Genomic DNA, 20,103 nt, shown 5'->3' with positions numbered 1-20,103 from the left:
TAAGCGATGCCCGATACCGTAGCGACCCCACCACGACGCGCCGACTCGCTGACGCGCGACTCCATCATCGACGCTGCCATCGCCCTGCTCGACACAGCGGGCGAGGGCGGCCTGACCTTCCGCGCCCTGGCCGCGCGCTTGGCGACGGGGGCGGGCGCCATCTACTGGCACGTGGCTGACAAGGATGATCTGTTCACGGCCGCCAGCGACGCCATCGTCGCCCGCGCCATGCAGGACGCCCCGCCTGGCGATACGCCGCAGGCGGGCATCCGCGCCGTGGCGCTGGCCATGTTCGAGGCGATGGATGCGCATCCCTGGCTGGGTTCGGCCCTGTCGCGCGCGCCGGGCCAGCTGCCCACCGTGCGCATCCTGGAACGCCTGGGCCGGCAGGTCGATGCGCTGGGCGTGCCGCAGGACCGGCAGTGGATGGCGGCATGCGCCTTGCTCAATTATCTGCTGGGCGTGAGCGGGCAGAATGCGGCCAATGCCGTCATCGCCCGGGAACAGGGCCTGGAACGCGCGCATTTCCTCGACACCCTGGCGGGCGCCTGGTCACGCCTCGACGCGCAGGCGTTTCCGTTCGCCCGCAAGGTGGCGGGCCAGCTGCGCGCGCACGACGACCGCGAGGATTTTTTGGCGGGCATCGACCTGATCGTGCATGGCATGCAGGCGCTGCAAGCGGGCCGCTAGCCCAGCAAATGCCCCAGCAGCGGCGCCAGCAGCACCGTCACGACACCGGAAAAGATCATCGTCAGGCTGGCCACGGCGCCTTCTTCCGTGCCGACCCTGCGCGCCACGGACAAGCCGAAGCCGTGCGCGGCCGCGCCATACGGGGCGCCACGGGCGATGCGCATGCGCAAGGGCAGCAGTTTCAGCAGCGGCTTGCCCAGCATCAAGCCGAACAAGCCCGTCATTACCACGAAGATGCCCGTCAGCTGGGCCGAGCCGCCCATGTGGCGCGACGCTTCCAGCGCGAACGGCGTCGACACGGAACGCGCCAGCAGGCTGCGCGCCATGTCGCCGTGCACGCCAAATACCCGGTCCAGCAGCAAGGTGGCGGCGACCGATGCCACGATGCCAGCGCAGCTGCCCAGCGACAAGGCCAGCCAATGCTTGCGGATCAGCTTGCGCTCCTGGAAGATGGGCAGCGCAAACGCGATGGTGGCCGGGCCCAGCAACCACGGCAGCCAGCGCGTCTCGCCGAAATACGTGGCGAAAGGGGTCGACGTGGCCTGCACGATGACGATCAATATCGCCGAGGTGCAGATGGCGGGCGTCAGCAAGAAGTGCGGGTGGTGGCGGTGCACGGCCTGGTTGGCGTAGAACAGCACCAGGGTCAGCAGCAGGAACAGCAGCGACAGCAGCAGGGTGCTCATGCTGGCGCCCTCGCGGCGCGCTGGCGCAGCAGCTTATTCAGACGCAACTTGCGTTCATAGCGGCACACCCCTTCCACCGTCAGCGCCGTCGCCAGCATCACGCAGGCAAAGCCCAGGCCGATATTTACGAACAGCATCAGACCTTGCGACTTCAACAGTTGCGTAAATTGCACCACGGATACGACCAGCGGTATGAAGAACAGCAGCATATTGGCCAGCAGCCAGTTCGCGCCCAGTTCGATGGCGGCGGGGCGCACCCAGCCCGCCAGCAGCAGGGCCACCAGCACGAACAGGCCCACGACTCCGCCGGAGAACGGCAAGTGCAGGGCGGAGGCGGCCGCGTCGGCCAGCCACCAGGCGGCAATCAAAATGCCCACTTGCCACGCAGTCTGTGCAGGCTGGCGCCAGACGGGGATGGAGAGTGGGGCAGTGGTGGAACAAGGGGCGGCTTTCACGGCGGGCTTTCAAACGGATGGGGGAGGTTTTCATTGTAGTGAGCCCACATCAAAAGATAAAATGACTTAAACTCATGATTATCATTCGATATTGGAATGCATCATGGATATCCGCTCCCTGCGCTACTTCGTCGAAGTGGTCGAGCAAGCCAGTTTTACGCGCGCGGCCGCCAGGCTGCACGTGACGCAGCCCACCGTCAGCAAGATGGTGCAACAGCTGGAGCAATCGCTGGACCTGGCCCTGCTGGACCGCGCGGGCAAGCGTTTTACGCTGACGGACGCGGGCAAGGTGGTGCTGTCGCGCGCGCATGAACTGCTGGCCCTGCATGCGGAACTGAAGGTGGAATTGCGTGACCTGCAACATCTGGAACGGGGAGAACTGCGCGTCGGCGTGTCGCCGCAGACGCATTCGACCCTGGCGCCGTGGCTGGCCGAATACCACCAGCGCTATCCGGGCATCGAACTGAAGATGTATGAAAGCGGCACGCAGGCGATCGAGCGCGACTTGCGCACCGGCACGGTGGAACTGGGCACCATGCTCGACTATCCGGGCAATGCGGCCACCTGGCAGGATTTCGAAGCCTTGCCCCTCGTGCGCTCACCACTGTGCCTGCTGGCGGCGCCCGGCTCGCCGTGGCAAGGCCACTCGTCCGTGGCCCTGGCCGATCTGGCCGACAGCCCCTTCATCTTCTATGGCGCCGCGTTTGCCCTGAACGACATCGTGCAGGATGCCTGCCAGCGGGCCGGTTTCGCGCCGCGCATCACGGGCCGCAGCGGCCAGTGGGATTTCATTGCCTCGCTGGTGCGGCTGGGCGTGGGCATCTGCCTGCTGCCGAAGATGTATTGCGACACGCTTGATGCCGCGCAATTTGACGTCATCCCCCTGGACGGCCCGCCCGTGGAGTGGAATCTGATGCTGGCCTGGCGCCGGGGCGGGCGGCTGTCGTTCGCGGCGCGCGCCTGGCTGGAGCTCGTCAGCGCGCGCATGGCGGACTCGGCACGTTTACAATAGGCGCTCGCCAACTTCCGCCCGACCCGATGAACATCAACGTCAATACCAGACTTAAACGCACGGCCGGCTCATTGCTGCTGGGATTGTTATGCACCGTGGGCCTGATGAGCGAAATGGGCTACGCCCAGGCCGCCTTGCCCGTGTATGGTTATTTCGTCAAGAACACCTATCCGCACGACCCCCAGGCGTTCACGCAAGGCTTGCTGTTCAAGGATGGCCATCTGTATGAAAGCACGGGCCAGAATGGCCAGTCCTCCTTGCGCAAGGTGGAATTGACGACGGGCAAGGTGCTGCAAAAAAGCATGCTCGACAAGAATGTGTTTGGCGAAGGCATCACGGATGTGGGCGATGAGCTCCTGGGCCTGACGTGGATTTCGCAGACCGGCTATGTCTTCGACGTGAAGACCTTCAAATTGAAACGCAAATTCAGCTACCCGGGCGAAGGCTGGGGCCTGGCCAGCGACAATCAATTCGTCTACATGAGCGACGGCACGTCCGCCATCCGCGTGCTCAATCCGAAAACCCTGAAGGAAGTGCGCCGCTTCGAAGTGAAAGCCGAAGGGCGGCCCATCGACCGGCTGAACGAACTGGAAATGGTCGATGGGCAACTGTTCGCCAATGTGTGGGGCGCGGACGTGATCGCCCGCATCGACCCGGCCAGCGGTAAAGTTATGGGCTGGATCGACCTGACGGGCTTGCTGCCGCCCGAGCAGCGGGGCACGGCCAATCCCGACGCCGTGCTCAACGGCATTGCCTGGGATGCGCGCGGCAAGCGCTTGTTTGTCACGGGAAAATTGTGGCCCAAGCTGTTCGAGATCGAGCTGATCGAAATCCAGCGCCATTGATGTTTCCTATCGGACAGTGTTGCTGGCGATGAATCGTTTATGATGGCGTTCCTTCGCCCAGTGCGACCTTTACAGGATGCCATGCTGTTCTTTTCTTTACACCGCCTGGCGGCCGCCGCCACCCTGGCCGCCGCCATCGTGCCCGCCGCGCAGGCGCAAGCGCCGTATGTGCCGGTGATGCAGCAATACGGCGACTTTGTCGTCACGCGTGACCGCCACGACGCGCTCGTCACCTTGACTTTCCGCAAGCACGGCTACTGGCCCGGCGGCGCGCGCGAAGTGGTGGAGGTGCGCCCGCTAAAAGCGACGCGCGAGGGCCAGCCCATGCTGCTGGCATTCACCAAGGGCTATACGGGCCAGGGCACCATCCTCATCGGCGTGCAGAATGGTGAACCGCTGATGCGCCCCATCAGTCCCCTGCAGCGCGACAGCATGGTGCGCACGGAGCGCGACCCCGAATGGGGCGTGCCGCAGCCGGGCCGTCCCGAGATGCTGCTGTTTGCCCGCGACGGCCGCGCGCTCGATACGGGCACGGGCGAGCTGCTGTGGTTTGACGTGCCGGGCGGCGTCACCGGCGATTACGCGTCCGCCATGCTGGTCTCCGTCTCGCCCGACGGGCGGCGCGGCGCCTATCTGACGAATGCGCTGACGAAGGTGGGGATCATCGTCGCCACGCGCGACGACGGCGTGGCCGGCGTGCTGGCCTTGCCGCCGGACACGTATCAACGGTGGCTGAAACCCTTGTCGGAGGCCGCCTCCGCACAGGCGGGCGCCGCCATCAAGGCGCGCCAGGGCCGCACGGATAGCAACCGCATCCGGCGCGAGCTGGAACTGGCCTGGTTCGGCCAGCAATTTCAATGGAAACAAGGCAAGGGCGGCTGGCAAGTGACGGGCCTGGGCCTCAGTTCCGCGCCGCCGGAAGGAAAACAGCCATGAGCTACCCTCAAATCATCGCCGGCGGCCTCGCCGCAGTCTTGCTGGCCGGCTGCGTGCACAGCGAGATCGCCCCCAGGGATTATCTGGCGCAAGACATCGACAAGAGCCAGGCCCTGGTGGAAGTGGACGTCGTCTTCGGGCAAGCGCCCGACGACAAGCTGACGTCGCGCATGACGGCGCGCAACAGCGCGGAATACGCGGGCGCGCCGCATATCGTCGTGCCGTTCTACCAGAAGGGCCTGGGCTTCGACCAGGGTTTCGCGGGCACCTACATGTTTGCCGTGCCTTATCCGATCGCCAAGGTGGAAACGGCCACGGCCAGCAGCCGCGTCTTCGGCCAAAAACTTGACGGCCAGCAGCCGGGCAGTCCGCGCTATCGTTTCCGCGTGCCGGGCAAGGCGCAGTGGAACAGCAATGAAACCTTCATGCTGAGCTTTGCGCGCAAGGGCCGCCGCGAAGAAATCACTTTCCGCTTCAGCAATGAGCAAAGCTGCCCGTCCGCCTTCCTGGCCACCACGCCACTGTATGGCTTTCCCATCAAGGTTGTCGCCACGTTCAAGGGCAATCAAGGCTGCCTGAAAGTGTGCGACAGTCGCGACCAGTGGCCCGGCTTTTGCGCCTTCCAGCCGCCGCCGGCCGCTTGACTATCATCATGCAAGCGACGCGCCGGCCATGGCCGGTGCGCTGCTTATACACGCGCGCGTTTCGTCGATTCTATTCAATTGTCATCGAATGACAGCCTGAAACGCTTATTTTCATGGTGCAAGGCCGGCTGCATAGGCGCAGTTCAATGCGTCGGCCGGCATATAAATATTGCCGCAAAAATATCTTTCTCAGGCGTATGATTTCCGTGCCGTGAGCAGCGCACGCAGATGGCGCAGCCCGGCCCGATATCCGAGACGCATCGTTCCTGTGGAGAGACAGAATGAAAATGCCCGTTTTAGGAAGCACCCAGGCCGCCATCAGCAACCGTCCGCTCGACATGCTGGCCACCGATACGGCGGCAGTGCGCGCCATCGCCCAGGCAGCCGTCAGCGTGGAACTGTTCACCATTCCCCTGTACATGGCCACCATGTATTCGATCCAGGGCACGCACCAGATCAACTCGCAAGGCATCAGCTACTACGAAGGCCGCCAGTGGCCGGGCATGGGCACCACGGCCCGGCCCGAACTGAAGGAGCAGAAGGCCTTCAATATCATCTTCAGCGTCTTCATCCAGGAGATGCTGCACCTGCAGATGGCGGCCAACCTGGCCACGGCCATCGGCACGGCGCCATGCTTCACGGGCTCGGAGCTGCAATCGCAGGACCACGGCTGGACTTGCTACGGCAAGGATTGCACGGTGATCCCGCACATCGTCGACCTGCAGGACACGGCCGGCTACCGCCACGTGCGCGTCAACCTGGAAGAGCTGAACGACAACCAGTGTGACCTGTTCCTCGCCATCGAGCAGCCGGAACAGCAGGCGCGCGCCCAGCTGGCGAAGTTTGACGCGCACAACCACACCAAATATTTCCCCGAGGTACCGTTCGTGGGCTGGACGCCGGGCAAGCACGTGCATGATCTGCCCCTGTTCGGTACCATCGGCTACATGTATGAGTGCTATGCGCGCTATATCAGCATCGCATACACGGATGGCCAGACCTTGTGGCAAAAACTGTTCGTCAACGGCTCGGTGCAGCAGGACATGTTCAACAGCCAGGTGCCGGGCCACGCCAAGGCGGAGTTTCGCAAGTTCGACACCTGCTTCGACCCGCAGGACCAGGATGGCGGCCAGACGGGCTCGTTCAACAAGGCCATCGACATGATGGCGGCCATCACGGACCAGGGCGAGGGCAGCGACACGGCCATCCAGCGCTACCGCCGTGACGCAGCGCAGCGCCTGATGGCCGTGCAGCCCGACTACCGCGAAGACCTGGCCGCGTTGAAGTGCGATTACCCGTCGTACGCGAACAATGGCAAGGACGCCGAATCGCGCGACGCACAGGCACGCCACGACAGCGCCCCGTTCGACCACTACGAGCGTTTCGGTCAGGTCAAGGCCATGCTGCCAGTGCAGACCTGGGCCGGCTGGCATAAGAAAGGCGGGCGCTGGAGCGAGGCCATGCTGACCAACGAGCGCTACAACCCGGCCACCGCGCCGAAGAACATCCCCGCGCCCGCTGCCGTGGCGGGCGCCCTGAACCGCCTGAAGGATACCAGCGGCACATTGGGGATGCTGAGCACGGTGGCCACGGGCGCCATCTATGGCATCACTTCCGTGCTGGACAAGTACTGGCTGAACCAGAAACTGGAGTTTCCGTATCCGTCGATGGTGGGCGCGGGCGACCGCATGGCCATCTGCTGGGCCGTGCTGGGCCAGGCGCCGAACCTGGCGACGGGCGTGCCGCTGGCCGAGAATGGCGTGCTGTACCACGCCTGCCAGGGCATGCATCTGGAGGGCGAAGCGTCGTCCACCTGCGCCGCGCTGGCCGTCTACCATACGTGCCGCGGCTCCAACGGCTGCCATGCCCAGGGCGGCTGCGGCTTTGCCCAGGCCGACACGGGCGGCTCGTCCTGCGGCCATTCGGTCAAGGCTGCCGCGGCGCCGGGCAGCGAATGCTATGTGCCACCGCCGCCGCAGGACGATAAAATCTACAGCGCGCCCAGCGACAACAAATGCGGCGGCTTCGGCGGCTGCGCCGTGCCGATTTCGGCCTCGCAGCTGTATCCGAACACCACGAAGAAGGACCCGCCCGAACCCGCCACCATGACCTTGTACGATTTCGGTCCCGCGCCCGAGCACCGCAGCATTCCGCTGGGCCAGACCATGCGCTTTGCGCTGGGCGACAATGTCTACGACAAGGCCTGGGAAGCCTACGGCAAGGTGATGGCGGCGCGCGGCACGCCGGTGGGCGCGCCGCCGGCGCCCACCGACCTGCGCCTGGCCTTGCCGCCGTCGACCTGATGCGGGGCATCCTGCACGAGGCGCGGCCGCGCCTGGGCCTGCCGAACCTGGGCCTGGGCGTGGGGCTGCGTCCGCCCCATTACGCGCACATTCTGGAACACGGGCCGCAGGTGGACTGGTTCGAGATCATCAGCGAGAATTTCATCGATAACCACGGCTATGCGCGCCACGTGCTCGAGCAGGTGGCGGCGCAGGTGCCCATCGTCATGCATGGCGTGTCGCTGTCGATCGGCAGCAGCGATCCCTTGAGCCTGGCCTACCTGCGCAAGCTGCGCCAGCTGGCCGCCGAGATCCGTCCCGCGTGGATTTCCGACCACCTGTGCTGGACGGGCGCCGCCTCGCTCAACAGCCACGACTTGCTGCCCTTGCCGCTGGACGAAGCCAGCCTGCGCCACGTGGCGGGCAGAGTGCGGCAAGTGCAGGAATTCCTGGGCCGTCCCCTGATCCTGGAAAACCCCAGCAGCTACGTGGAGTTTGCCCAGTCCAGCATGCCGGAATGGGAATTCCTGGGCCGCCTGGCCGAGGACACGGGCTGCGGACTCTTGCTCGACGTTAATAATGTCCACGTCAGCGCGCATAACCATGGCTATGACGCGGCAGCCTACATCCGCCAGTTGCCGCATGAGCACATCGTGCAAATCCACCTGGCCGGGCCCACCGTCTGCGGCGCCATGCTGATCGACACGCACGACGCACCCGTGCCGGCGGCCGTCTGGCGCCTGTACGCGCTGGCGCAGCAGCTGACGGGGGGCGTGTCGGCCCTGCTGGAATGGGATGCGGACATTCCGGCTTACCCGCAGCTGCTGGCCGAGCTCGACAAGGCGCGCGCGGCCGGGCGGGGAGAGTTTTCCGATGCCGTACCAGCCACGGCCACGGCCACGGCGAGCCTGGCCGCCGTCTCGGCGCCGCTGGGCTTTCACCTGGAGGCCGCCCATGCCCCGTAGCGCCGACGGCGACGCGCGCGCGGACGCACCGTTGGCGCAATTGCAATCGTGGTTTTTGACGGCGATGACGGCGCCGGGCGGTGCGGCGCGCGGCGCGCAGCTGGCCAGCGAGCGCCACGGCTTGACGCAGGAGCAAGTATTGAAACGGGCGCGGGGCGGGCCGGCGCCGCTGCACATCCATGCGGACGGCTACGTGCAGCGCCTGCTCGAATGCCTGCAGGCAGATTATCCCGTGTTGCGCAAGGTCATGGGCGACGAGCTGTTCGCCTTCTTTGCCCGCGCCTATGTCTGGCGCCACCCGTCCGCTTCCCCGACCTTGTATGACCTGGGCGGCGGCTTTGCCGATTTTCTCGCCGCCAGCCAGGGCGCGGCCGGCGCGCAGGGGGACGTCTTGCGCTTTCCCGTCGAATTGGCGCGGCTGGAGCGGGCGCGCAGCGAGGCGGGCAGGGCGCCGGGGCTTGAAAAACTGGCGCAGCCCGTCCTGCCTTCCGGTCTGGACTTGCTTTTGGGAAATGCGCCGGCCTGGCGCCTGGCGCCGTGCACGCGGCTGCTGGCCCTGTCATTTCCCTTGTGTGCATTCTGGCAACAGGCACAGGCCGCGCCGGACGACGCCATTCCGGCCCAACCGCAGGCCAGTCCCGCCTTTGTGGCCATTTCGCGCATGCATTACCGGCTTGCCATGCAAGAGCTGCAGCCGTGGCAATTTGACTGCCTGCAGGCGCTGGCCGGCGGCGCGCCGCTGGCGCAGTGCGCGCAGCAGGCGGCGCAGTCCAGCGGCAGGGCGCCGGACGAGGTGCTGGCCGACGCCATGCTGTGGCTGCCCATGGCGGCCGCGGCCGGGCTGGTCACCAGCGCTGCCTGAGCGGAAAGCGGCGGACGCAAAAAAGGCCGATGAAAATCGGCCTCGATGACAACTGCAGGTGTTGCTTAGCGGTAAAACGCTTCGACTTTGCCCTTCAGCTTGATCTGCAGCGGACGGCCGCGGCGGTCGAGGGACTTGGTGGAAGCGACCTTGATCCAGCGTTCGCTGATGCAATATTCTTCCACGTCAAGACGTTCCTTGTCGTTGAAGCGGATGCCGACGTCGTTCTCGAACACGGCTGCAACGTGGTAAGGGCTGCTCGGGTCGATCGACAGGCGATCGGGCAATGGGGGTAAGGTAGTGGTATCGTTCATGGGCGTAATTATCGCCCAGAATGCCGATCCAGACAACGGCCTTTCGCACGCCGTCTATCTGGCTGGACGCGAAATGGCGGGCGCGGCCGTGTGCGTGGATGGCGGCGGCGGTGATGATGCACTGTGCGGCATTCCCGTCGGGTCGGCCAGCTGGATGACCGTGCCGTGCTGCCAGGCGTCGGCACCGGCAACGATGGCGGGCGCGGCGATGTCGGTTCGCTGGCGGCGTTTTTCGGCCGAATCGATGCCGAAGCGGTGGTCGCGCGCGGCGACCATGGCGGCATCGGCCTGGCCGTCGGCTGTAAAGCCCATCATTAGTTGCGGCACGCCCAGCGGCAAGGTCTTGTGCAGATCCGTGTGCCAGGTATGCCAGGTCTTGCCGTAGGTGCCCACCAGCTTTTGCATCAGCGCCTTTTCCGCCACGGCAGGTATGCCGGGCGCGATCAGCTGGCCCGACTTCACTTCATGCACATGGCTGTGCCACAGCGCTTTTTCCGCCGCAGGCAAACCTTGGTACAGCCTGGCGCTGACGATGTATTCGACGCCCATCAGCTTGGCATCCTTGACGTTGCCGTCGTAAATCACGCATTGAATCAACTCTTCATTGACGATGGTGCAATAGTGGTGCGCCTCCATTTGACCGCGCAGATTGCCGTTGTAGAAATGAAAACCGTCGAGATAGGCATTGAGGGCCGCAATGGGCGGCCGGGCTTGCAGGGCGTCGGCGCCAGCATCGAGCACGCGCGTGGAGACCCCGGCTGGCGCGCCCGGGGCCTCCACGTTCGATGCCGTATTCCTGGCGCCGCAGGCGGCCAGGCCCATGCCCAGCCCGGCGCACAGCATGGCCTTCAGCGCTTTCATGTCGACCAGCGGCATCGGGCCATGCCTGCGAAATCAGGATTTGTCGTCATTCTTGTGGCTTTGACGTCCCGCTTCCACGTGCTGCTCATGCGTGCCGCCGCGCGTGCCGGAGCCGGAACCCGATTGCTGGCTGCCGCCGCCGCTCTTGCCCTGGCCCGATTGCTGGCCCGACTGCTGCGAACCTTGTGAGCCTGATTGCTTGTCGCCGTCATTCTTGTGGCTTTGGCGGCCCGCCTCGACGTGCTGCTCGTGCGTGCCCCCTTGGGTACCGCCCGACGATTGGCGGCTGCCGGACTGTTTGTCCGACTGTTGGCTGCCCGATTGCTGTTTGTCCGATTGGCTGCCGGATTTGTCGTTGCTGTTCGAAGTCATGATCATGTCCCCTAAGGTTAGTCTGCGTCGTCATCCGCTCCAATATTGGGTCGGATGTTCCTGCTGAGCTCCGGCGCCGTGCAGCACCGTTGAGACCATTCTCGTTGCAAGCGTCGGGCTTAACCATAGGGACACTCCTTGTCGCCACGTAGGAAAACTCCGGCGTAGCTGACAACCATTTCTACATTTGCATTGTTTACAAGTGCCCTGTTTCCTGCGGCGGCCTGTCCCAGTCGTCATGCCAGCCATCGACAAAGGTGACGGGCACCCGGGCCAGCTCGGCCGCCGCCGCATCGTCGAGGCAGTTCACGCCGATGCCGACAAACGGGCCGCTGCGGGGCGAAGCACCGTAGCCAAACGGACGTACGCCGCAGTGGCGGCAAAAATAGTGGCGCTCGCGCCCGGCGCCGAAGCGGTATGCGCTCAAGTCGCCTTCGCCGGCCAGCAGCCGGAAGTCGGCGGGCGGCACCTGGCTGGCCCAGCAGCGGATCTTCAGGCAATAGGAACAGTTGCAGCGCAGGCTGGGGGCCGCCAGGTCGATCTCGGCCGCGAAGCGCACGGCGCCGCAGTGGCAACTGCCATGGTAGGTTTTTTTCATCTGGCCCACTCTACAGGGTGGCCGTACTGTCATGCAACTGCTGGAATTGCGACAGCTGCTGCTGCATCAGCCGCGCATACTGGCCGCCCGCGCGCAGCAGCTCGGCGTGCGTGCCTTGCTGGCAAATCCGACCCTTGTCCATGACGATGATGCGGTCGGCCTTGACGATGGTGGAAAAGCGGTGGGCGATGATGATGGTGGTGCGCCCTTGCATCAGCGCATCGAGCGCGCGCTGCACCAGCTGTTCGCTGGCCGCGTCGAGCGCGCTGGTGGCCTCGTCCAGAATCAGGATTTTCGGCGCGCGCAGGATGGCGCGGGCAATCGCGATGCGCTGCTTCTGTCCGCCCGATAATTGCACGCCCCGTTCGCCCACGAGGGTGTCGTAGCCGTCCGGAAAGGCCGCGATAAAATCGTGGGCATGGGCCAGGCGCGCCGCCGCCACCATCGCTTCGCGCGCCACGACCCGGTCCGGCACGGCAAAGGCGATATTGTCGGCGATGCTGCCGGAAAACAGGGCCGGCTCCTGCTCCACCACGGCCATCTGGCGCCGCAATTGCGTCACGCCCAGCACCTGCGCGTCGATGCCGTCGAATTGCAGGCTGCCCGCGTCCATCTTGTAGTGGCCCAGCACCAGGCTGGCGATGGTGGACTTGCCCGCGCCCGAGGCGCCGACGAGGGCGATCTTTTCGCCCGCGCGGATGGACAGGCTGACGCCGTCCAGCGCCGCGACCTGTACGCGCTCGGGATACGCAAAACGCACGTCGCGCAGCGCGATGTGGCCCGCAAGCGGCGGCTGCGGCGGCGCTTCGGGCACGGCACGGTGGCTGCGCAGGATCTCGAAGATGCGGTCGGTCGAGCCCATGGTGCGCATCCAGGTGTTCCAGAACTCGCTGATGGAGCCGGCCGTGTCCGTCACCATGCTGGCATAGATGACAAAGGCCGTCAGCTCGCCCACGCTCAGGCGGCCCTGGCCGATCAGGTGGGCGCCGAAGCACAGGGTGGTCAACAGGGCAACAAACGCGAGCAAGCCTTGCGCGCCCTGGAACACGGCCAGCAGCCGCGTGCCGGCCAGCGACACCTCCAGCAGCTCCCGCATGGCTTGCGCGTAACGGGCCATGGCGCCGCCTTGCTGGTTGAACGCCTGCACCAGGCGCGCATGGGCAAAATATTCCTGCGCCACCTTGCCGCTGGTGGCCAGAGTGGCCGAAATGGCCCGCGCGCGCTGCCGGTAATTGCTGCCGGATAACTTGCCGAGATAGAGGCTGATGGGAATGAACAAGGCCAGCGGCAGGCTCAGCATGGGCGACAGCTGCAGCAGCATGGCGATACCGCCCAAAAACACGCACAGCGAGCGCAGGGCGTTGGCCGCGCCGATGGTCAGGCTTTCATGCAGGGCCGACACGTCGGACGTGAGCCGGCTGTTCAGCTCGCCGCCATGGTGCTTGTCGAAGAAGGCGATGGGCTGGTTGATCACCACGTCGAACAGGCGCCGGCGCACGCCCATGACAACCATGTGTCCGCTCGATTGCAGCAGGTAGAAGCGCGCGGCCGAAGCCAGCGCATACAGCACGCTGAAGGCCAGCATGGCGGCGACCATGCCCGGCGTGACGCCGTGCCGGGTGAGGGCGGTCACGTTGTCGATGAAATACGCGATGGCTTGCGGAAAGGCCAGCTGGGCGCCCACGGTAAGGACCATGCACAGCAGGCCTGCGGCGATGCGCCAGCGCACGGGGTACAGCAGGCGCAGGCGTTCAAAATGCGGGCCGAAGTTGATATTGCTCATGCGGCGCGCTCCTGCGACGGTTCGGCGTTCAATTGTCCGACGAGGGCCAGCCAGTCTGCGTCGCCGATCAGGCCTGCCGCTTCCACGCGTCCCTGGTGATTGACAAAGACATAGGACGGCGAGCTCATTTGGGGATTGACGCGCCGGTAGTCGCGCAGACTGACGCGCGCCGCCGCCGCACGCAAGGCGTCGCCGGGCAGGAAGGCGCGCAGGCGGCGCGGCGCTTCCTCGCTGAGCAGCCACACGGCCAGGCCCGCATTGCGCGCCAGCGGCAGCAGCCGTTCGATGCCGGCCAGCTTATCCGCGCATTTCGGGCAGCGGCTGGCCAGGAACAGCAGCACGGCCGCCTGGCCGGGGGCGCCCGGCTGGAAACGCGCGCCGCCAGCCAGCGGACGGGCTGGCACGGCAGGCAGGGGCTCGCCCGGCTCCAGTGCCGTGGGCGCCAGCCTTTCGCGGCGGCTGGCGCGCAGCACGGCCAGAGTCAGCCAGAGATTGCCGGCGATGGCAAACGCCAGCACCGCCAGCACCAGTTGCAAGGTCGCGGCATCCATCATCCGGCCTTTGCCAGGTTGGCGATGTCGTGCAGGGAAATGATGGCCACGCAGGCGATGGCCGCCAAGCCGGCCGCCAATACAGTGGTGGCGACGGGCAAGGCCGCATCTTGCGCCAGCGCACAGTAGCTGCCGTTGATGCCCACCGCCAGCGCGTTGCGCAGCAAGTCGTACTGCGAGACGGGCCGCGCCGCTTCGCCGAAGCAGCTGCAGCGCACCACGCTGTGCGTGAAGTAGCGCCAGGCCAGCACGGCAGTGAGGGAGCTCAATAGCAATAACGACAGCAGCATCGGCAGCCGGGCGCCGCCGGCCAGCAGCCAGCCGGCCAGCAGCAGTTCTGCCGCCACCAGGGCTGGCGCGGCCCAGGCAGCGGGGGCGGGCGGCAGGCCGAACGAGTCGGTCAGGTTGCCGCGAAATTCCCCGTAGCTGCGCAGCTTGCCCACGCTGGCCGCCAGCAGCAGCAAGGCGATGCAGCAGCGCGCAATATCAGACAGTAATGCCGTCAGCATGCTGCCCCCGTTTGCGCGGTCCACAGCGGCGCGAAGCCGCCCGGACGCTGGCGCCGCAGCTGCACGCCGTCGCGCGAGGCCAGCAGCGCATCGTTCCACGGTTCGTCGGGGGCGCTGCGCAGGGCGCCGCCTATGTGCGCCTGCAACTGGGTCGAGATGGCCCAGCCCAGCCGTTCAGCCTGGGCATCGCGCGCCATGTTCAAGCCCAGCCGGGCCAGCTCTTCGCGCGTCAAGGCATAGTTATGCGAGTGGTATCCGGTCACCAATTGCGCGACGATGGCGCGCCGCGCCTCCTGCGTGGCATCGGGCAATTGCCACGCCAGCAATTCCTCGCCGATTTGCGCCAGTTCCAGCGTGGTGCGGTAAAAGGCCGTCAGGGACGGGGGAAAGATGCTGCCGCACAGCAGGGACAAGGATTGCTGGCGCGCTTCGCCGGCATCGACGCCGAACCACTGCTGCGCCATGTCGCCGAAGACCTTGATGTCGAGGCTGGAAATGGCGCCGCCGTCCACGCCGTCGAGCTGCGGGTCGATGGGCGAGAACAGGGCCAGGTCGCCGGCGATGATTTCATCGGCGCCCAGGGCCAGCAGGGTGGCGGCCGACTGGCAGTGGAAAGGTACGATAAAGCTCAGGTGGCGTGCATGCTGGCGCAGCAGCAGGGCGATGCGGCGCGCCGCGTTGACGATGCCGCCCCGTCCGTGCAGCACCACGTCGAGGCGCGCCACAGGGCCGATGCCCTGGCACAGCTCGTACAGGGCGGGCAGCAATTCCATGTCCAGGTGCGAGGCGGCCAGGACGATGGCGCGGCTGTCGCGCGCCTGCTCCAGTGCGCGCAGCTGCGAAGGCAGCAGGGTCAGGTCTGGCTGTGGCATAACGCTCCTTCGATCAGGATATCGGCGACGCTTTCCAGCAGGGGCAAGGCGGGCACCAGTTGTTGCACATATAAAAATTGACCAACAGGATTGTTTTCCAGGAAAACATACTCGCCCTCGGGCGTGACGATCAGGTCCAGCGCACCATACTCGAGACCATAGCTGTGCACGAAAGCGAGGCAGCGCTCGTGTATGTCGTCCGGCAAGGTCGCCGCTTCGTAGCGGATGGGCGCCGACATGTCGCGCGAATCGATGGCCGTGCGCGCATCGTCCTGCGAATACAGGCGGGCGGCAAACAGCTGCTTGCCGATCACGGTGATCCGTAGTTCATATTGCTTGGCGATATATTCCTGGAACTGGCAGCTCAGTTCGCTGACGGCGTCCAGGCTGTCGAGCATGGCGTCGTCGACGATGGTGGTGCCGATGCCGCCGCTGACCCTGTCTGCATCCCCGACCGTTTCGGCCGCCAGGCTGGGCGTGGACATGCTCTTGAAAATGATGGGTCCGCCGATGGCCGCGCGGAAAGCGCGCACGTCGTCGGGCACGTTGCTGATCACGGTGGCGGGCACGCGAAAGCCCATGCGCGCGGCCCGTGCCAGCTGCTCGCCTTTCCATTGGGCGCCGCGCAGGGCCAGCGGATGGCTGAGCCAGTAGCAATCGAGGCTGTACAGCACGCTGAAGATGGCTTGTTCCGTTTCCAGCCGCGCATAGGCGCGTTCCTGCGGCGTCAGGTCGGCGCTGGCATAGGCGTAGTCGGCCGCCTTGCGCAGCCAGACGGCGCCTACCTGGCGCAGGTCCAGCCAGTCGCCGTCGGGCAGGCGGCGCAGCCGCGTGCTGGCCTGGCCGCCCAGCATGCGCTGGCACAGCTGGTAATCGCGGGGAAAGGCGTCGAGATCGATACGGAAGGGGGCATGACCGCGGTCGGCGAGAATCGATGCCACCAGGTCGGCGTGCAGGTCGCCGCTATGGCTGATAATCAAAACCTTTTTATGCATGTCGGGGAGCCTGCAGTAGCGGAAAATCGGGAAGATGAAAAAGCCTTGCCGCGGCAAGGCTTTCAGTTGGCGCGACGATCAGCAGAATTCTCCGCCGTCACTCGAGCCGACGCGCGAATAGCGGTATTGTTCCTCGCTGTCGACCGCCGTGCAGCCGGCCACGGCGACACCGTCGCGTACTTTCCAGGGCGCAGGACGCGCCGGTTTTTCCTCTTCCTTTTTTTTCGCAAGTTTGAATGCGAACAGCTTGGTTTTATCGTGCATGAGATCCTCTGTTAATGGTTATGTTTCGATTTTTACCGATAACTGCTTTAAAGAATGGAATCTCCAATTGAGAGGGGTTCATATATTCATTGCGCGCGAAAAATCCGCGCCGCACGGCGCCGGTTTGAATATGGGGAATATATGCAACCCCGCGCCGGGCGGGGTTATGGCGTGCCGGAAATCAGCAATACTGGCCGCTGTCGTTCGGCTTGAGACGCGAAGAGTCGCGATATTGATCATTGGTGCCGACGGCGGTGCAGCCGGCCACGGCGACGCCGTCGCGCACTTTCCAGGCGGTGGCGGGCGCCGCCTGTTTTTGTACCTGTTTTTCAGCCAGTTTGAATGCGAACAATTTGGATTGGTTTTGCATTGTACTATCCTCTTGTGATGGTTAAGTACTGCTTGCGCTGTGTGCCATGGTATATGGCCATTCGATATTAGCGCCGGAATAAATAAGCGTCAATTGGAAATCAACCGTATTCGCGATTCTATGTCCGAGATACTCACCAAATATCACGCCGGCCATTTATGTTATTGCAGTGCGATAAATAATAAGGGCGGCGTTTTAAATGAGCTGCAAGCCGTTTGGTTATGGATGGCAAACGGATCGACTATGCGCCCGGCCACGCACTATAATGTCGCCTGTTGAATGGAGAAGGCGGGAGTCGCTATATGGAAATGACAGTTACTGACAGCCTGCGAGAGCTGGCGTACGCGCAGGCCGCAGCGTTCGTGCAGACGCTGAACGGGCGCGATCCTGTTGCGCTGCAACGCGACTGGGGTCTGTCGCCGGCCGTGGCCGCGGAGATCGTCGACATGCTCGACAGCTACTTTGCCGCCAACGAGGCGCTGTCCCTGACGCCGCTGGCGCACGCCTTTGTGCCGGACAAGGGCGGCCGGCCCGGCGTCGATGTGTACGCCACCGGCGACGGCCCGTTGGGCCTGGAATGCCTGTTGCTGGCCGACGGCAAGCCGGGTGAAGCGATTTTGCACCTGGAAATGTCCGGCCACGATGGCGCGCTGCGCCTCCATTACCGCTACATCGGATCCTGAGAGCACCATGACTGAACTGATCAGCGAAACACAGCAACGCATCTGCGACAAATTCGGCTTGCCGGCGCAGGCGCCCGAACCCATGGTGGCCCTGGCCATCGGCAGCCTGGCGCAGTCGCCCATCTATGGCACGCGCATCGTGCTGCCGGAAAACGGCACCATCAGCTGGTTCATCCACTGCGGCGAACACGACGACGCCAGCGGCTTTTACCAGCCCCTGCATGCGGAGCACCTGCACGAGATGCTGCCGCAGGTGGTCGATTACCTGGCCTTGCCCAGCGGCGCCAAGTTCATTCTCGACCGGCAAGGGTATGAAGATGTGTGGCTGGAAGAGTAGCTTTCTAGCAGGCAAGATTGTCGTTGACGTTGACAAATAGGTATGGGATGCTGCGGTTCCGTTTTCAACTGTCGAAAGCCGCATCTTGAAGCCACGCCTCCCGTCCGTCCTGCTCGTCATGGCGCTTGCCGCCGTGGCAGCTCCCGTCACCTCGATCGCCACTGCCGCCCCCGCCAGCCCATCGCAGGCATCGCGCGCGGAACAGGAAATTGCCTCCTTTGTGCGCAGCGAAATGCGGGAGCGCCAGATTCCCGGGCTGCAACTGGCCGTGATCCGGCACGGCAAGGTCCTGCTAAAGCGCAATTTCGGCCTGGCCAGCCTGCAATATCAGGTGCCCGTGACGGACGCCAGCCTGTTTTCCATCAACTCGGCCACCAAGGCGTTTGCGGGCGTGGCCGTGATGCAGCTGGTGCAGGAGGGCAAGATCGACCTGGCCGCGCCCATCGGCCAATACCTGACGGGGCTGCCTGCAGCCTGGCAAGCCGTGACGGTAACGCAATTGCTCAACCATACCTCGGGCTTGCCCGACGTGCTCGACCAGCGCAGCGGCAAGCTGGTGGGGCCGCAACCGGACGACGCCGCTGCGGCGTGGAGCGCCGTGCAGGCGCTGCCCGTGGAAGCCCCGCCAGGCCAGCGCTACCGCTACAACCAGACCAATTACGTGTTGCTGGCGCAATTGATCGAGCGCCAGAGCGGCCAGCCCTTTACCGACTTCATCCGGCACCGGCAGTTCGACGTGGCGGGCATGCGGCACAGCGGCTTTGGCGATGCGAAGGACGTGGTCGTGGGCAAGGCCAGTTCCTACGTGCTGGACCGGGGCGGCAACGGCTACCGCAACGTGATCGAGGACTTTCCCGTCTTCATGCGCGCCGGGGCCGGCATCAACAGCAATGCGGGCGAACTGGCCAACTGGCTCATCGCCCTGCAGTCGGGGCGCTTGCTGGCGCCCGCCAGTGTGGAACGGCTGTGGCAGCCGACCAGTTTGAACGACGGCAAGCCGGCGCCGTGGGCGCTGGGCTGGCCCACCATCGGCCGCGATGGCCACCGCGCCGTGGCCGGCATCGGCGGCCGCCGCTCGGCCTTCTATGTGTATCCGGACGACGGCCTGGCCGTCATTATTCTGAGCAACCTGGCCGGCGGCCAGCCGGAACAGCTGATCGATACCATTGCCGCTTTTTATGTTCCCGCCCTGCGCCAGCAGCGGGGCGGCGCGTATGCCGCGCATCTATTGCGCAACAAGGCGGCCGGCACGGGCTTTGAAGGGCTGGAGCAGAAACTGGCGGCCATCCGGCGCCAGCATGGGCTGCCTGCACCCGCTGACGACGACCTGAATGCCTGGGGCTACCGCCTGCTGGGCCGGCAGCAGCCGAAGCAGGCGGTGGCCGTCTTCCAGCTGGGCGTGCAGCTGTATCCGCAAGGGGCGAATGGCCACGACAGCCTGGCCGAAGCGTACGAGGCCGATGGCGCCACGGCGCTGGCCGTCACGCATTACCGCCGTTCGCTGGAGCTGGACCCGGGCAACACGCACGCCGTGGCGCGTTTGCGCGTGCTTTCCCCGGATTAGCGCGCCGCCGCGGCCTGGCCGTGCTCGGCGCCATGCATGGCCAGGTAGGCCGTCAGGTTGTCGTCGGCGATGCCCAGGGCGCGCAAGACTTCCTTGGTGAAGGTGACGGGCGCCGTGCCGGGCGCCGTGATGATGCGCTGGTCGGCCACGGCCCACGGTACGGCCTGGTACAGGGCGGCGCCAGCATAGCCCGTTTCCAGCAAGTTGCCCGCGCTGTTGGACGTATGGCGCACGGTGTCGAGCACGCCCGCCTGCGCCAGCACGCGCGTGCCGTCGCAAATGCCGGCCAGCACGACGCCCTTGTCGCGCGCCGCGCGCAGCAACGGGCCCAGGTCGGGCGCCTTGCCGCTTTGCCAATGGCTGCCGCCGCACACCATCAGCAAATCGAGTTCCTCGAGCACGATATCTTCCAGCGCCAGCTGCGGCGTGACCAGCATGCCGCCGGACGAGGTGACGGGCAAGCCGCCCGGCGTGGCGAACTGCGTGTAAAAACCGTAGTACAGGCGCGCCGTGGAATTGAGCAGGGCGGTTTCCCAATCGGCAAAGTTTTCGGTCAGTATGGTAATGGCACGTGTCATGAAAAGTCCTGTCGCAGGTGGAGATATCAATAGTACTGGCTGGCTGGCCAGCTGGTGCCGAAATCATAATAAAAA

Annotated in this window: 25 protein-coding genes; 11 read left to right on the top strand and 14 right to left on the bottom strand. The window is 65.1% G+C overall.

All coding sequences use genetic code 11. The features are described from left to right. The first annotated feature begins 6 nt into the window (after positions 1–6). Positions 7–690 carry a TetR family transcriptional regulator gene (locus JAB4_RS16325; protein ID WP_070218832.1) on the top strand — a complete coding sequence of 228 codons (684 nt, stop codon included), beginning with the start codon at positions 7–9 and terminating at the stop codon, positions 688–690. On the opposite strand, the gene JAB4_RS16320 is transcribed toward JAB4_RS16325, so the two are convergent. Further along, positions 687–1,376: an LrgB family protein gene (locus tag JAB4_RS16320; protein ID WP_070218831.1), complete on the bottom strand. Its 690-nt coding sequence runs from the start codon at positions 1,374–1,376 to the stop codon at positions 687–689. The two genes, JAB4_RS16325 and JAB4_RS16320, sit on opposite strands and share 4 nt — an antisense overlap. Then, positions 1,373–1,831, bottom strand: a complete 459-nt coding sequence (locus JAB4_RS16315) for a CidA/LrgA family protein (protein ID WP_083287199.1) — start codon at positions 1,829–1,831, stop codon at positions 1,373–1,375. The genes JAB4_RS16320 and JAB4_RS16315 overlap by 4 nt, the downstream gene beginning before the upstream one ends. Before the next feature lie 103 nt (positions 1,832–1,934). Between JAB4_RS16315 and JAB4_RS16310 the strand changes: the two genes are divergently transcribed. The 7 genes from JAB4_RS16310 to JAB4_RS16280 all read left to right on the top strand — a co-directional run bounded on the left by JAB4_RS16310 (position 1,935) and on the right by JAB4_RS16280 (position 9,377). After that, positions 1,935–2,843 carry a LysR family transcriptional regulator gene (locus tag JAB4_RS16310; RefSeq protein ID WP_070218830.1) on the top strand — a complete coding sequence of 303 codons (909 nt, stop codon included), beginning with the start codon at positions 1,935–1,937 and terminating at the stop codon, positions 2,841–2,843. 26 nt (positions 2,844–2,869) lie between these two features. After that, positions 2,870–3,688, top strand: a complete 819-nt coding sequence (locus JAB4_RS16305; protein ID WP_071650154.1) for a glutaminyl-peptide cyclotransferase — start codon at positions 2,870–2,872, stop codon at positions 3,686–3,688. A gap of 81 nt (positions 3,689–3,769) precedes the next feature. Continuing rightward, entirely contained in the window at positions 3,770–4,624 is an 855-nt protein-coding gene (locus JAB4_RS16300) for a hypothetical protein (protein WP_083287198.1), read from the top strand. After that, positions 4,621–5,268: a hypothetical protein gene (locus JAB4_RS16295; protein WP_070218829.1), complete on the top strand. Its 648-nt coding sequence runs from the start codon at positions 4,621–4,623 to the stop codon at positions 5,266–5,268. The genes JAB4_RS16300 and JAB4_RS16295 overlap by 4 nt, the downstream gene beginning before the upstream one ends. A gap of 281 nt (positions 5,269–5,549) precedes the next feature. After that, positions 5,550–7,571 carry a ferritin-like domain-containing protein gene (locus JAB4_RS16290; protein ID WP_070218828.1) on the top strand — a complete coding sequence of 674 codons (2,022 nt, stop codon included), beginning with the start codon at positions 5,550–5,552 and terminating at the stop codon, positions 7,569–7,571. Further along, positions 7,571–8,515 (top strand): DUF692 domain-containing protein, encoded by a 945-nt coding sequence (locus JAB4_RS16285; protein WP_083287197.1) that lies wholly within the window; start codon positions 7,571–7,573, stop codon positions 8,513–8,515. Before JAB4_RS16290 ends, JAB4_RS16285 begins: the two co-directional genes overlap by 1 nt. Then, positions 8,505–9,377, top strand: coding sequence for a DNA-binding domain-containing protein (locus JAB4_RS16280; protein ID WP_070218827.1), 873 nt, complete (start codon positions 8,505–8,507; stop codon positions 9,375–9,377). Before JAB4_RS16285 ends, JAB4_RS16280 begins: the two co-directional genes overlap by 11 nt. Before the next feature lie 65 nt (positions 9,378–9,442). On the opposite strand, the gene JAB4_RS16275 is transcribed toward JAB4_RS16280, so the two are convergent. The 11 genes from JAB4_RS16275 to JAB4_RS16225 all read right to left on the bottom strand — a co-directional run bounded on the left by JAB4_RS16275 (position 9,443) and on the right by JAB4_RS16225 (position 16,866). After that, the gene (locus tag JAB4_RS16275; protein WP_010398340.1) at positions 9,443–9,691 is read right to left on the bottom strand and encodes a DUF3297 family protein; all 249 of its coding nucleotides are present in this window, start codon (positions 9,689–9,691) and stop codon (positions 9,443–9,445) included. 54 nt (positions 9,692–9,745) lie between these two features. Next, a complete protein-coding gene (locus JAB4_RS16270; protein ID WP_083287196.1) occupies positions 9,746–10,567 on the bottom strand; it encodes an OBAP family protein in 822 nt (273 codons plus the stop codon). Positions 10,568–10,585: 18 nt separating this feature from the next. After that, the gene (locus JAB4_RS16265) at positions 10,586–10,924 is read right to left on the bottom strand and encodes a hypothetical protein (protein WP_205602360.1); all 339 of its coding nucleotides are present in this window, start codon (positions 10,922–10,924) and stop codon (positions 10,586–10,588) included. 196 nt (positions 10,925–11,120) lie between these two features. Further along, a complete protein-coding gene (locus JAB4_RS16260; protein ID WP_070218825.1) occupies positions 11,121–11,522 on the bottom strand; it encodes a GFA family protein in 402 nt (133 codons plus the stop codon). Between the two features lie 10 nt (positions 11,523–11,532). After that, positions 11,533–13,305, bottom strand: a complete 1,773-nt coding sequence (locus JAB4_RS16255; RefSeq protein ID WP_070218824.1) for an ABC transporter transmembrane domain-containing protein — start codon at positions 13,303–13,305, stop codon at positions 11,533–11,535. Further along, the gene (locus JAB4_RS16250) at positions 13,302–13,859 is read right to left on the bottom strand and encodes a hypothetical protein (RefSeq protein WP_070218823.1); all 558 of its coding nucleotides are present in this window, start codon (positions 13,857–13,859) and stop codon (positions 13,302–13,304) included. Before JAB4_RS16250 ends, JAB4_RS16255 begins: the two co-directional genes overlap by 4 nt. Next, a complete protein-coding gene (locus JAB4_RS16245) occupies positions 13,856–14,365 on the bottom strand; it encodes a MauE/DoxX family redox-associated membrane protein (RefSeq protein ID WP_070218822.1) in 510 nt (169 codons plus the stop codon). The genes JAB4_RS16250 and JAB4_RS16245 overlap by 4 nt, the downstream gene beginning before the upstream one ends. After that, a complete protein-coding gene (locus JAB4_RS16240; protein WP_070218821.1) occupies positions 14,359–15,237 on the bottom strand; it encodes a hypothetical protein in 879 nt (292 codons plus the stop codon). The genes JAB4_RS16245 and JAB4_RS16240 overlap by 7 nt, the downstream gene beginning before the upstream one ends. Continuing rightward, a complete protein-coding gene (locus JAB4_RS16235; RefSeq protein WP_070218881.1) occupies positions 15,219–16,232 on the bottom strand; it encodes an MvdC/MvdD family ATP grasp protein in 1,014 nt (337 codons plus the stop codon). The genes JAB4_RS16240 and JAB4_RS16235 overlap by 19 nt, the downstream gene beginning before the upstream one ends. A 78-nt stretch (positions 16,233–16,310) precedes the next feature. Further along, positions 16,311–16,496, bottom strand: a complete 186-nt coding sequence (locus tag JAB4_RS16230; RefSeq protein WP_070218820.1) for a hypothetical protein — start codon at positions 16,494–16,496, stop codon at positions 16,311–16,313. Between the two features lie 181 nt (positions 16,497–16,677). Then, the gene (locus JAB4_RS16225; RefSeq protein WP_070218819.1) at positions 16,678–16,866 is read right to left on the bottom strand and encodes a hypothetical protein; all 189 of its coding nucleotides are present in this window, start codon (positions 16,864–16,866) and stop codon (positions 16,678–16,680) included. 308 nt (positions 16,867–17,174) lie between these two features. On the opposite strand from JAB4_RS16225, the gene JAB4_RS16220 reads away from it, so the two are divergent. The 3 genes from JAB4_RS16220 (at position 17,175) to JAB4_RS16210 (ending at position 19,450) form a co-directional block, all read left to right on the top strand. Continuing rightward, the gene (locus tag JAB4_RS16220) at positions 17,175–17,549 is read left to right on the top strand and encodes a hypothetical protein (RefSeq protein ID WP_070218880.1); all 375 of its coding nucleotides are present in this window, start codon (positions 17,175–17,177) and stop codon (positions 17,547–17,549) included. A 7-nt stretch (positions 17,550–17,556) separates the two neighbouring features. After that, on the top strand, positions 17,557–17,886 hold the full coding sequence (locus JAB4_RS16215) for a hypothetical protein (RefSeq protein WP_070218818.1): 330 nt from the start codon (positions 17,557–17,559) through the stop codon (positions 17,884–17,886). An 85-nt stretch (positions 17,887–17,971) separates the two neighbouring features. Beyond that, a complete protein-coding gene (locus JAB4_RS16210; RefSeq protein WP_217494518.1) occupies positions 17,972–19,450 on the top strand; it encodes a serine hydrolase domain-containing protein in 1,479 nt (492 codons plus the stop codon). Here the strand turns inward: JAB4_RS16210 and JAB4_RS16205 are convergent. Next, entirely contained in the window at positions 19,447–20,028 is a 582-nt protein-coding gene (locus tag JAB4_RS16205) for a type 1 glutamine amidotransferase family protein (protein WP_070218817.1), read from the bottom strand. The two genes, JAB4_RS16210 and JAB4_RS16205, sit on opposite strands and share 4 nt — an antisense overlap. Between the last annotated feature and the right edge of the window lie 75 nt (positions 20,029–20,103).

Source organism: Janthinobacterium sp. HH102 (genome assembly GCF_001758625.2).
Classification (GTDB): Bacteria; Pseudomonadota; Gammaproteobacteria; order Burkholderiales; family Burkholderiaceae_D; genus Janthinobacterium.
The sequence above is the reverse complement of the archived record's forward strand: the minus strand, read 5'-3'. Positions and strand labels throughout refer to the sequence as shown.

Bases quoted from the DNA above. Each gene is read 5' to 3' on its own strand.
- JAB4_RS16325 (WP_070218832.1), top strand. From the start codon at position 7: ATGCCCGATACCGTAGCGACCCCACCACGACGCGCCGACTCGCTGACG.
- JAB4_RS16320 (WP_070218831.1), bottom strand. From the start codon at position 1,376: ATGAGCACCCTGCTGCTGTCGCTGCTGTTCCTGCTGCTGACCCTGGTG.
- JAB4_RS16310 (WP_070218830.1), top strand. From the start codon at position 1,935: ATGGATATCCGCTCCCTGCGCTACTTCGTCGAAGTGGTCGAGCAAGCC.
- JAB4_RS16305 (WP_071650154.1), top strand. From the start codon at position 2,870: ATGAACATCAACGTCAATACCAGACTTAAACGCACGGCCGGCTCATTG.
- JAB4_RS16300 (WP_083287198.1), top strand. From the start codon at position 3,770: ATGCTGTTCTTTTCTTTACACCGCCTGGCGGCCGCCGCCACCCTGGCC.
- JAB4_RS16295 (WP_070218829.1), top strand. From the start codon at position 4,621: ATGAGCTACCCTCAAATCATCGCCGGCGGCCTCGCCGCAGTCTTGCTG.
- JAB4_RS16290 (WP_070218828.1), top strand. From the start codon at position 5,550: ATGAAAATGCCCGTTTTAGGAAGCACCCAGGCCGCCATCAGCAACCGT.
- JAB4_RS16285 (WP_083287197.1), top strand. From the start codon at position 7,571: ATGCGGGGCATCCTGCACGAGGCGCGGCCGCGCCTGGGCCTGCCGAAC.
- JAB4_RS16280 (WP_070218827.1), top strand. From the start codon at position 8,505: ATGCCCCGTAGCGCCGACGGCGACGCGCGCGCGGACGCACCGTTGGCG.
- JAB4_RS16275 (WP_010398340.1), bottom strand. From the start codon at position 9,691: ATGAACGATACCACTACCTTACCCCCATTGCCCGATCGCCTGTCGATC.
- JAB4_RS16270 (WP_083287196.1), bottom strand. From the start codon at position 10,567: ATGCCGCTGGTCGACATGAAAGCGCTGAAGGCCATGCTGTGCGCCGGG.
- JAB4_RS16265 (WP_205602360.1), bottom strand. From the start codon at position 10,924: ATGACTTCGAACAGCAACGACAAATCCGGCAGCCAATCGGACAAACAG.
- JAB4_RS16260 (WP_070218825.1), bottom strand. From the start codon at position 11,522: ATGAAAAAAACCTACCATGGCAGTTGCCACTGCGGCGCCGTGCGCTTC.
- JAB4_RS16255 (WP_070218824.1), bottom strand. From the start codon at position 13,305: ATGAGCAATATCAACTTCGGCCCGCATTTTGAACGCCTGCGCCTGCTG.
- JAB4_RS16250 (WP_070218823.1), bottom strand. From the start codon at position 13,859: ATGATGGATGCCGCGACCTTGCAACTGGTGCTGGCGGTGCTGGCGTTT.
- JAB4_RS16245 (WP_070218822.1), bottom strand. From the start codon at position 14,365: ATGCTGACGGCATTACTGTCTGATATTGCGCGCTGCTGCATCGCCTTG.
- JAB4_RS16240 (WP_070218821.1), bottom strand. From the start codon at position 15,237: ATGCCACAGCCAGACCTGACCCTGCTGCCTTCGCAGCTGCGCGCACTG.
- JAB4_RS16235 (WP_070218881.1), bottom strand. From the start codon at position 16,232: ATGCATAAAAAGGTTTTGATTATCAGCCATAGCGGCGACCTGCACGCC.
- JAB4_RS16230 (WP_070218820.1), bottom strand. From the start codon at position 16,496: ATGCACGATAAAACCAAGCTGTTCGCATTCAAACTTGCGAAAAAAAAG.
- JAB4_RS16225 (WP_070218819.1), bottom strand. From the start codon at position 16,866: ATGCAAAACCAATCCAAATTGTTCGCATTCAAACTGGCTGAAAAACAG.
- JAB4_RS16220 (WP_070218880.1), top strand. From the start codon at position 17,175: ATGACAGTTACTGACAGCCTGCGAGAGCTGGCGTACGCGCAGGCCGCA.
- JAB4_RS16215 (WP_070218818.1), top strand. From the start codon at position 17,557: ATGACTGAACTGATCAGCGAAACACAGCAACGCATCTGCGACAAATTC.
- JAB4_RS16205 (WP_070218817.1), bottom strand. From the start codon at position 20,028: ATGACACGTGCCATTACCATACTGACCGAAAACTTTGCCGATTGGGAA.